The sequence below is a fragment of the Pseudomonas sp. NPDC087346 genome, from assembly GCF_044744235.1.
Taxonomy (GTDB): Bacteria; Pseudomonadota; Gammaproteobacteria; order Pseudomonadales; family Pseudomonadaceae; genus Aquipseudomonas.
The window spans coordinates 1-9643 of record NZ_JBIUXX010000111.1; the positions used below are offsets into that span (position 1 = coordinate 1).

The 9643-nt window shown below is 58.2% G+C and carries 8 protein-coding genes; 2 read left to right on the forward strand and 6 right to left on the reverse strand.

Features of this window, described 5'->3' with window-relative positions; genetic code table 11:
- Together ACIOZM_RS30525 and ACIOZM_RS30530 are read right to left on the reverse strand one after the other, a co-directional pair.
- Positions 1–834 (reverse strand): 2,3,4,5-tetrahydropyridine-2,6-dicarboxylate N-succinyltransferase (locus ACIOZM_RS30525; RefSeq protein ID WP_401221145.1); only part of this gene is annotated, 834 nt, incomplete at its 3' end.
- 31 nt (positions 835–865) lie between these two features.
- The gene (locus ACIOZM_RS30530) at positions 866–1228 is read right to left on the reverse strand and encodes an ArsC family reductase (RefSeq protein ID WP_003222107.1); all 363 of its coding nucleotides are present in this window, start codon (positions 1226–1228) and stop codon (positions 866–868) included.
- Between the two features lie 261 nt (positions 1229–1489).
- Here ACIOZM_RS30530 and ACIOZM_RS30535 point away from each other — a divergent pair, with 261 nt between their 5' ends.
- Positions 1490–3121 (forward strand): Na+/H+ antiporter, encoded by a 1632-nt coding sequence (locus ACIOZM_RS30535; RefSeq protein ID WP_401221148.1) that lies wholly within the window; start codon positions 1490–1492, stop codon positions 3119–3121.
- Positions 3122–3155: 34 nt separating this feature from the next.
- On the opposite strand, the gene ACIOZM_RS30540 is transcribed toward ACIOZM_RS30535, so the two are convergent.
- The 4 genes from ACIOZM_RS30540 to map form a co-directional block, all read right to left on the reverse strand.
- A complete protein-coding gene (locus ACIOZM_RS30540; protein ID WP_401221151.1) occupies positions 3156–3911 on the reverse strand; it encodes a M12 family metallopeptidase in 756 nt (251 codons plus the stop codon).
- 261 nt (positions 3912–4172) lie between these two features.
- The gene (gene dapC / locus ACIOZM_RS30545; protein ID WP_401221154.1) at positions 4173–5372 is read right to left on the reverse strand and encodes a succinyldiaminopimelate transaminase; all 1200 of its coding nucleotides are present in this window, start codon (positions 5370–5372) and stop codon (positions 4173–4175) included.
- A 210-nt stretch (positions 5373–5582) separates the two neighbouring features.
- The gene (locus tag ACIOZM_RS30550; RefSeq protein ID WP_401221157.1) at positions 5583–8285 is read right to left on the reverse strand and encodes a [protein-PII] uridylyltransferase; all 2703 of its coding nucleotides are present in this window, start codon (positions 8283–8285) and stop codon (positions 5583–5585) included.
- Between the two features lie 41 nt (positions 8286–8326).
- Positions 8327–9109, reverse strand: a complete 783-nt coding sequence (map, locus tag ACIOZM_RS30555; RefSeq protein WP_042557873.1) for a type I methionyl aminopeptidase — start codon at positions 9107–9109, stop codon at positions 8327–8329.
- A gap of 373 nt (positions 9110–9482) precedes the next feature.
- Here map and ACIOZM_RS30560 point away from each other — a divergent pair.
- A partial coding sequence (locus ACIOZM_RS30560; RefSeq protein ID WP_401221160.1) for a 30S ribosomal protein S2 occupies positions 9483–9643 on the forward strand: 161 nt, incomplete at its 3' end.

Sequence of the window (9643 nt, forward strand, 5' to 3'; positions counted from 1 at the left end):
GACGGTGTTGCGGTCTCCCAACGGAATACCGATACCTGCGTTGGCGCCGATCAGGCAGACTTCGCCTACCTTGATCACGATGTTGCCGCCGCCCGACAGGGTGCCCATGGTCGAGCAACCGCCGCCCAGGTCCGAACCCTTGCCGACGAATACACCAGCGGAAACGCGGCCTTCGATCAGGCCCGGGCCTTCGGTGCCAGCGTTGAAGTTGATGAAGCCTTCGTGCATCACGGTGGTGCCTTCGCCCACGTAGGCGCCCAGACGCAGACGCGCGGCATCAGCAATACGCACGCCGGCCGGAACCACGTAGTCGGTCATTTTCGGGAACTTGTCCACCGAGAACACTTCCAGCAGATCGCCGCGCAGACGGGCTTCGAGTTGCAACTCGGCCAGTTCGCTCAGGTCGATGGCGCCCTGGCTGGTCCAGGCAACGTTCGGCAGCAGCGGGAAGATCCCGACCAGGCTCACGCCGTGCGGCTTGACCAGGCGATGGGACAGCAGATGCAGCTTGAGGTAGGCCTCAGGCGTCGAGGTCAGTTGTGCGTCTTCGGCCAGCAGTGTGGCGACCAGCGGCTTGTGGCTCTCGGCCAGACGGGTCAGCAGCTTGCCTTGAACGGCGTCGATGCCTTTGACGGCTTCAGCCAGTTGCGCAGCCTGCGCGGTAGTGAAAGTGATGGCCTGGTTGCCTTCGGTGTAACCGAGGATCGGCGCAACAGCGGCGACCAGTTCAGCCGAAGGGTTAAGCAATGGTTGTGCGTAGAACACTTCCAGCCACGCGCCTTGACGGTTTTGCGTGCCGACACCAAAGGCAATGCTGAACAGGGAGTTGGACATGTGAATACCTCTACAAAAAGTGACGGGCTGCTTACTTCAGAGCGGCCGCGTAGATATCTGGCTTGAAGCCAATCAGGGTTCGGTCACCGAGATCGAGCACCGGGCGCTTGATCATCGAGGGTTGTGCGAGCATCAGTTCGATGGCTTTCGATTGGTCGAGATCGGCTTTGCGTTCGTCGTCGAGTTTGCGAAAGGTCGTGCCTGCACGGTTCAGCACCGTCTGCCAGCCGTGTTCGTCACACCATTGAGTCAGGTGTTCACGGTCGATGCCGGCGGTTTTGTAATCATGAAAGTCGTAGCTGACAGCGTGTTCATCGAGCCAGGTGCGCGCCTTCTTCATGGTGTCGCAGGCTTTGATGCCGAAAAGGTGCAACGTTTTACTTGAAACGGTCAAGGAATCGCCCCCTTTACAGGTGCTGGAAAAAAATGGTGTCGGATTATGCCATGACCCTTCGGCGAATACGCAAAACCCTGTAGGAGTGAGCCTGCTCGCGATGACGTCGTCACGTTCATTATTACTGGTGACTGATGCACAGCTATCGCGAGCAGGCTCACTCCTACAAAGGGAGGCTGCGACATAGGTGCAAACGCCAGACGCATCCTAAGCGGCTAATATGGCAGTTCAACGCTGTCGATTGTCTGAGATTTCCGCTTTATGCAAACCGCTTATACCGTTCTGATCCTGCTGATGCTCGTCAGCGTCTCGCGTCTGGTCGGACGGGTCATCCCGCTGCCGCTGCCTCTGGTGCAAATCGCCGCCGGGGCACTGTTGGCCTGGCCGACGCTGGGTCTGCATGTGGCCCTCGACCCAGAACTTTTCCTGTTTCTGTTCCTTCCGCCGCTGCTGTTTTCCGATGGCTGGCGCATGCCCAAACGCGAGCTCTGGCATTTGCGTGGCCCGATCCTGACGCTCGCGGTCGGGCTGGTGTTGTTCACCGTAGTCGGTGCCGGTTACTTCATTTACTGGCTGTTGCCGACAATTCCGCTGCCAGTAGCCTTTGCCCTCGCGGCTGTGTTGTCGCCGACTGACGCCGTGGCGGTATCCGCAATCTCGCAGAATCGCTTGCCGACGCCGCTGATGCACATGTTGCAAGGCGAGGCGCTGATGAACGATGCGTCGGGTCTGGTGACGTTCAAGTTTGCTCTGGCCGCAGCGGTGACTGGCGTGTTCTCGCTGGCCAATGCCAGCCTGACCTTTGTCGTGGTGGCGGTCGGCGGATTGGCAGTCGGGGTGGCGCTGAGCTGGCTGGTTGGCCGATTGCGCGCCTGGATGATCGCCCGGGGCTGGGACGATCCGGCCACCCACGTAGTGTTCATGTTGCTACTGCCGTTCGCCGCTTATGTGCTGGCCGAACGCCTTGGCGTCTCGGGCATTCTCTCGGCGGTCGCGGCGGGGATGATGCAGAGCTGGCTCGATCTGCTGCCACGCCAGACCAGCACCCGGTTGCTCAATCGCAGCGTCTGGTCGCTGCTGGAATTTGCTTTCAATGGCCTGATCTTCCTGCTGCTCGGCCTGCAATTGCCCGACATTATCAAAGCTGTGGTCAGCCACGAACCGACGTTGTGGCCGACCTTGTTGTATCGCTGCCTCGACGTGGTGGCGATCTTTCTGGCGCTGGTGCTGTTGCGGTTTATCTGGGTGCAGAGCATCTGGCGTTTGTCGGTATTGTTGCGACGCTGGCGCGGTAAGGGCGATCTGACTCAAGTGCCCACCGCGCGATCCTGCTGGTTACTGACCGTCGGCGGCGTGCGCGGAGCGGTGACACTGGCAGGTGTGATGTCGGTGCCGATGCTGATGGGCACCGAGGCATTTCCCGAACGTGATCTGCTGATTTTTATTGCCGCCGGGGTGATTCTGCTGTCGCTGGTCTCGGCTTGCATCGCCTTGCCGCTGTTGCTGCGTGGTATCGAAAAGAGTCCGGACGACAAGCGCCGGCAAGAAGTACGCGATGCCTGGCGCAAAACCGCCGAGGCGGCGATCCATGCATTGGAAACCGAGGAAACCGGTCCGCAGGACGCTGCGCAGGCGGCATTGGCGGCGGAGCTCAAGGCGCGAATCATGTCCGAATACCGGCATCAATTGGAGGTGTTCAACGATTCTGCCGAGGCGCAGGCGCTGGCGTTCCAGATGGATCTGCTGGAGCGGCGCCTGCGTCTGAAAGCGCTGCGGGCGCAACGCCTGGAGTTGTACAGCTTGAGTCGTCATCACCAGATCGGCGATGACGTGTTGCGTGAAGTGTTGGGGGAACTGGATTTAAGTGAGGCTAACTTAGGTGTCGTCAAATAAGCCTGTTAGTAAGTTCGCACCCAAGACGTGGATATCAAGGTTGTTCGCAGTCGCCACCACCGCCACCTCCAGGTGGAGTCAGTGGGTACAGGATTTGAATGATACGTTTATCTTCGCTGCTGATATTTGAGTTGAGCGATACTTCAAGCTTTCCATCGGTCAACTCTTTTTCCACAGGGTAGTGCATGACGGAGTCCTGATCGTACTTTCCGACCATAACGTGTTCGGAAATAGGCGTAAAAATATTAAGGTCGACCAGCTCTTTGGACATGCCCCACTTACTGGCATATACCTCATACACTTTTTTCCTGTTCCAGGGGATGTCGGCATCAGGGTGCAGGTGCTCGTGATGCAGCCCAAGTACATGACCGAACTCATGCAGTACAGAGGCTCTGAATTCAGGGTTCGACGGCTGATTGGCTATGAACATGGTCGGCTCTCCTGGCCCATAGAGCAAAGCGTCGGTGCCAATATGGGATGCATTCGAGCGGGCATTGGTTTGTATTTTTATAATGCCGTCATTGCCCTCGACGAACTTGAATGTCAGGTTGACCAGAGGTTCCCATTCGAGGATCAATGCTTTAAGCAGGTCTTTCAGCGATTCGGAAGGTTTTCCCAGGAAAGAGATAGTCAGGGTGCGACCAGGTTTCCAGAGTTTACTTTCGATGCCAACAGCGAGTAACCCTCCCTTGTTTTTAAGCGCATTGTCAGGGTTTTCGCTAACAGCGGCCTGATAAGAGGCATAGGGGTCTTCAATGTGTAGTTTCATGCAGGGAGTGCTTTTAATCATGGTCAATATCCTTTTGGGTCTGATTTAAGGCTTGAGTTTTTGTTTGATAATGTGTGGGTCTTGAAAAACTTTGTTTATGTGTAAAGTTTCGGGTGTTATTGATCGTATTGCCAATAGCAAGTTGCTAGCGTTTCGTTCGGTACGAAGAAGTGCGCCGCCAAAGATTAAACTTTTGACGGCGTTCGAGATAGAGTGGAAGTTGTTTGAAATGTAACTTGTCAGGGGCGTTCGTGCCATTGCTATGGCACGAAGTCTTACTCGTTATCGATGGCGAATAATAAAGTCGCGAATACGCTGTGCGGCTTCTACACATTCGGCCAATGGCGCCACTAGCGCCATGCGCACTCGGCCCGCACCTGGGTTGACGCCATCCACTTCGCGAGACAGATAAGAACCCGGCACCACGGTGACATGATCCTCGGCAAACAGATCACGGCAGAAGGCTGCGTCATCACCTTGCACATTCGGCCACAGATAGAAGCTGCCATCCGGGCGCTGCACGTCCATCACCGGACTGAGGATGGCCAGCACCGCGTCGAACTTCTCGCGGTACAGTGCACGGTTGGCGCGTACGTGCACTTCGTCATTCCATGCGGCGACGCTGGCCAGTTGGGTTTGTACCGGCATCGCGCAACCGTGATAGGTGCGATACAGCAGGAAACCCTTGAGGATCTCGGCATCGCCGGCGACAAAACCCGAGCGCAGGCCCGGCAGGTTGGAGCGCTTGGACAGGCTGTGGAAAACCACGCAACGCTTGAAGTCCTTGCGGCCCAGTTCGACGCAGGCGCTGAGCAGGCCCGGCGGTGGGGTTTGTTCGTCGAAGTAGAGTTCGCTGTAGCACTCGTCGGCTGCGATCACGAAGTCGTACTCGTCGGCCAGCGCGATGAGTTTTTTCAAGGTTTCGACCGGGATCAGTGCGCCGGTCGGATTGCCTGGCGAGCACAGGAACAGAATCTGGCAGCGCTTCCAGATGTCCGGCGTCACGGCGTCGAAGTCCGGATTCAAGCCGTTTTCGTCGAGGCACGGCAGGTAATGCGGCTTGGCGCCGGCAAGGAACGCCGCGCCTTCATATATCTGATAGAACGGGTTCGGGCTGACCACCAGTGCGTCGTCGCCACGGTTGACCACGGTCTGGGTGAAGGCGAACAGCGCTTCACGGGTACCGTTGACCGGCAGCACGTTGCGCGCCGGGTCGAGCCAGCCAGTTGGCACACTGAAACGGCGCTCGCACCAGTTGGCAATGGCTTCGCGCAGGGCAGGGATGCCGAGGGTGGTGGGATACACCGCCATCTGATCCAGATTATTCGCCAGCGCTTCGGCGACAAAGCTTGGCGAGCGGTGTTTCGGCTCGCCGATCGACAGCGCGATCGGGCGTTTGTCCGGGTTCGGCGTGACCGTACCGAGCAGGGCGCGGAGCTTTTCGAACGGGTAGGGCTGGAGCTGGTTCAGGGCGTTGTTCATGCGGGCCTCGTTCAATGTGGGAGCGGGCTTGCTGCAACTTTCAGGCTGGATGAGAAACCTGTGGGAGCGAGCCTGCTCGCGATGAGGGCGGCAGATTCAACATGTATGTGTGTTGAAGTACCGCTATCGCGAGCAGGCTCGCTCCCACATGGGTTTCATTGCCAATCCTGCGTTGGAGCTTGCCGGTTCCGGCAGGGATGATTTGTTAATTCAGATGCTGATGCGCGAAAGTTTGATATCGGGTTCCTGATTGACGCTCAACTGTTCGACGATCGCATCCTGCAAGCGGCTGCACAGAAGTGGGTCGGACAGTGGCTGGTTATGCGCGTCGGTGATGAAGAACACGTCCTCCACCCGTTCGCCCAGCGTGGCAATCTTGGCGTTCTGCAGCGACAGGTCGAACTCGAGGAAGATCCCGCCGATTCGCGCCAGCAATCCCGGACGGTCAGGGGCGGTCAGCTCCAGCACGGTCACCGGACGTTGTGCGTCGTTGTGGATCGTTACCTGTGGCGCAAACGCGAAGTGCTTGAGCTGACGCGGAACCCGCCGCTGAATGATCGTCGGGTAGTCATCGGGGTTGCGCAGGGCGTCGGTCAGGCCGTCGCGGATCTGTTTGACCCGGGCCGGGTTGTCGCCGATGGATTCGCCTTCGTTGTCGAGCACGATGTAGGTGTCGAGGGTGAACTGGCTGCTGGACGTGATAACCCGTGCATCGTGAATGTTCAGGTTGAGCTGATCCATTGCGGCCACGGTCACGGCGAAGAAGTCGTGCTGATCCGGGGCATAAATGAAGATCTGCGTGCCGCCCTCGAATTCGCGCTGAGTGGTTTCCTTGATCAGCACCAGCGGCCCGCCATCGGCCGGCTGCTGGAGAATCGCGTCACTGTGCCAGGCGACGTCGCCAGCGGTGTGCCGCAGGAAATAGTCATCGCCCAGTTGCGCCCACAATTGTTCGACATCGTCCGGATCGGTGCCGCCGCGCACCAGAATATCCAGCGCGGCACTTTGCGTCTGACGGATCTGCTCTTCGCGATCCACCGGGTTTTCCAGGCCACGGCGCAAGGCACGTTTGGTCTCGGTGTAGAGCTGGCGCAACAGGCTTGCACGCCAGGAGTTCCATAGCGTCGGGTTGGTCGCGTTGATGTCGGCGACGGTCAGCACGTACAGATAGTCGAGACGGATTTCGTCGCCGACCGCCTGAGCGAAATCGTGGATCACCTGCGGGTCGGACAAGTCCTTGCGCTGGGCGGTGGTCGACATCACCAGATGGTTTTGCACCAGCCAGACAATCAGGCGGCTGTCCCACAACGGCAATTGATGGCGTTGGCAGAACGCTTCGGCATCGACCGCGCCGATCTCCGAGTGATCGCCATGCCGGCCTTTGCCGATGTCGTGATACAGCCCCGCCATGTAGATGAGTTCGGGCTTGGGCAGTTTGGCCATGAGCTTGGCCGCCAGCGGAAATTTCTCCGACACCTGGGTGTACTGCAACTTGCGCAGATGTTTGATCAGATTCAGCGTGTGTGCATCGACGGTATAGATGTGAAACAGGTCATGCTGCATCTGCCCGACGATGAAACCGAACTCCGGCAGGTAGCGGCCGAGAATGCCGTAACGGTTCATTCGGCGCAGGTTGCGATGGATGCCGATCTTGCACTTGAACAGCTCGATGAACAGGCTGGTATTGCGGATGTCGTTGCGGAAGTCGTCGTCGATCAGATGACGGTTTTCGCGCAGCAGGCGGATGGTGTCGGCGCGCACGCCTTTGATTTCCGGCTGTTGCGCCATCAGCACGAAAATCTCGAGCATGGCGAACGGTGTACGGCGGAACACGTTGTCGTTGCGTGCTTCGATATAGCCGTCGTGCAACTGGAATCGCGAATTGATCGGCTGTGGCGGCGCTTCGTCGTCCGGCGCCAGAATGACTTCTTCGAAGTGCTGAATGATCAGGTCGCTGAGCTGGGCGATGCTCATGACCGTGCGGTAATACTGCTGCATGAAGTTTTCGATGGCCTGTTTGGCGTCATCGCCTTCAAAACCCAACAGCGTTGCAATCGTGCGTTGGTGATCGAACAGCAAGCGGTCTTCAGAGCGGCCGGCCAGCATGTGCAGGGCGTAGCGCACTTTCCAGAGGAATTCCTGGGAGGAGGCGAGCAGCGCGTTTTCACTTTCGACCAGGAAGCCTTCACCGGCGAGGGCGCGCAGGTTCAGGGTGCCGTACTGACGGCGTGCTACCCACAGAATCGTCTGAATGTCGCGTAGTCCACCGGGCGAGCCTTTGACGTTCGGCTCCAGGTTGTACTCGGTGTCGTTGTATTTGTGGTGGCGGGCTTTCTGCTCGGCACGTTTGGCCAGGAAGAACTCCTTGGCCGGCCACATATGCGCGGTGCTGGTGACGTCGAGCATGCGCTGGCGCAGGCGCTCTGGGCCGCAGATGGTGCGGCTCTCCATCAGATTGGTGACGACTGTCAGGTCGGCGCGGGCCTCTTCGGCGCACTCATCGACCGAGCGAACGCTCTGACCGACTTCGAGGCCGATGTCCCACAACAACGTCAGAAAACGCTCAATGGAATCGCGGAAGACTTCGTGATCGGCGCTGTCCAGCAGGATCAGCAAATCGATGTCGGAATAAGGGTGCAGTTCACCACGGCCATAACCGCCGACCGCGACCAGTGCGATGTCGGCGTCTTCGCTCCAGTTGAATTGCTCCCAGGCTTTTTGCAGGATGTTATCGACGAACCAGGCACGGTCTTCGATCAGGCGGCGAATGTCGCGACCGTTGCGAAAACGCGTGTCGAGCACTTCGCGGGCCTGGCGGATCGCCTTCTTGAACGCCGCGATAGGACTCGCTTTGAGGGCCAGTTCAGCCTGGAACTGGCCGCGGTCGAAGAGTTCGGGATCCACCTGCGGCATCGATTGGCTTTCCTTTATAAAGGCTGGGAGCGTTGTGTGGATCAGGCCGAGATGCGCGGGATGGTGTCGTCGGCGCGCAGGGTGAAGATCTCATAGCCGGTGTCAGTCACCAGCAGGGTGTGTTCCCACTGTGCCGAGAGCTTGCGATCCTTGGTGATCGCGGTCCAGCCGTCGCCCAATACTTTGGTGTCGGCCTTGCCCTGGTTGATCATCGGCTCGATGGTGAAGGTCATGCCGGCCTTCAGTTCCATGCCGGTGCCTGCACGACCGTAGTGGAGGATTTGCGGCTCTTCGTGGAAAACCTTGCCGATACCGTGGCCGCAGAACTCGCGAACCACCGAGAAGCCATTCTTTTCAGCGTGCTTCTGGATCACTTCACCGATGTCGCCCAGGCGGCAGCCGGGCTTGACGATCTCGATCGCCTTGTACATGCATTCCTGGGTGATCTGCGACAGGCGCTCGGCCCAGACTGGCACTTCGCCGACGTGGAACATGCGGCTGGTGTCACCGTGGTAGCCGTCTTTGATTACCGTCACGTCGATGTTCAGGGTGTCGCCGTTTTTCAGCGGCTTGTCATTCGGGATGCCGTGGCAGACCACGTGGTTGATCGAGGTGCAGATCGACTTCGGGTAGCCCTTGTAGTTCAGCGGAGCAGGGATGGCCTGCTGCACATCGACAATGTAGTCGTGGCAGATCTGGTTCAACTGATCAGTGGTCACGCCCGGTTTGACATGTTCGGCAATCATTTCCAGCACATCGGCGGCCAGTTTGCCGGCGACACGCATGCCAGCGATGTCCTCGGGGGTTTTGAGGTTGACGGTCATACAGGCTCTCTCTGCGCTCGACGGCGCTTGCTTGATACGAATAGGGTCGCGGTGTTCATTTTGCGACCTGATAAAACGCGATTCTAACAGACGCAAAGGGCAAATCCGCGCCTGCGTGCATCGCTTCTCTCTATAGAATGGTGCCTGCTGAACCGATTCCAAGGGACTGGCGCCTGCGTCTGCGGAGCGATTGCAGATTCCGGGTTCCGTTTTCGCCCACCCTGTGATATAAAATGCGCCGCTTTCCGGGGATACCCCGAAAGGCTTAAATCCACACACGTGTCGACACGATGACCTGGGTGCTTTTGGCTTTATGCCACTGGTTGGTCATTGGGATACGTGGAGGCCAAACCCGACTTATTAAGGAACTATCATGTCCCAAGTCAACATGCGCGATATGCTGAAGGCCGGTGTGCACTTCGGTCACCAAACCCGTTACTGGAACCCGAAAATGGGTAAACACCTCGTCGGCGCGCGGAACAACATTCACATCATCAACCAGGAACACACCCTGCCAATGTTCAACGAAGCTCT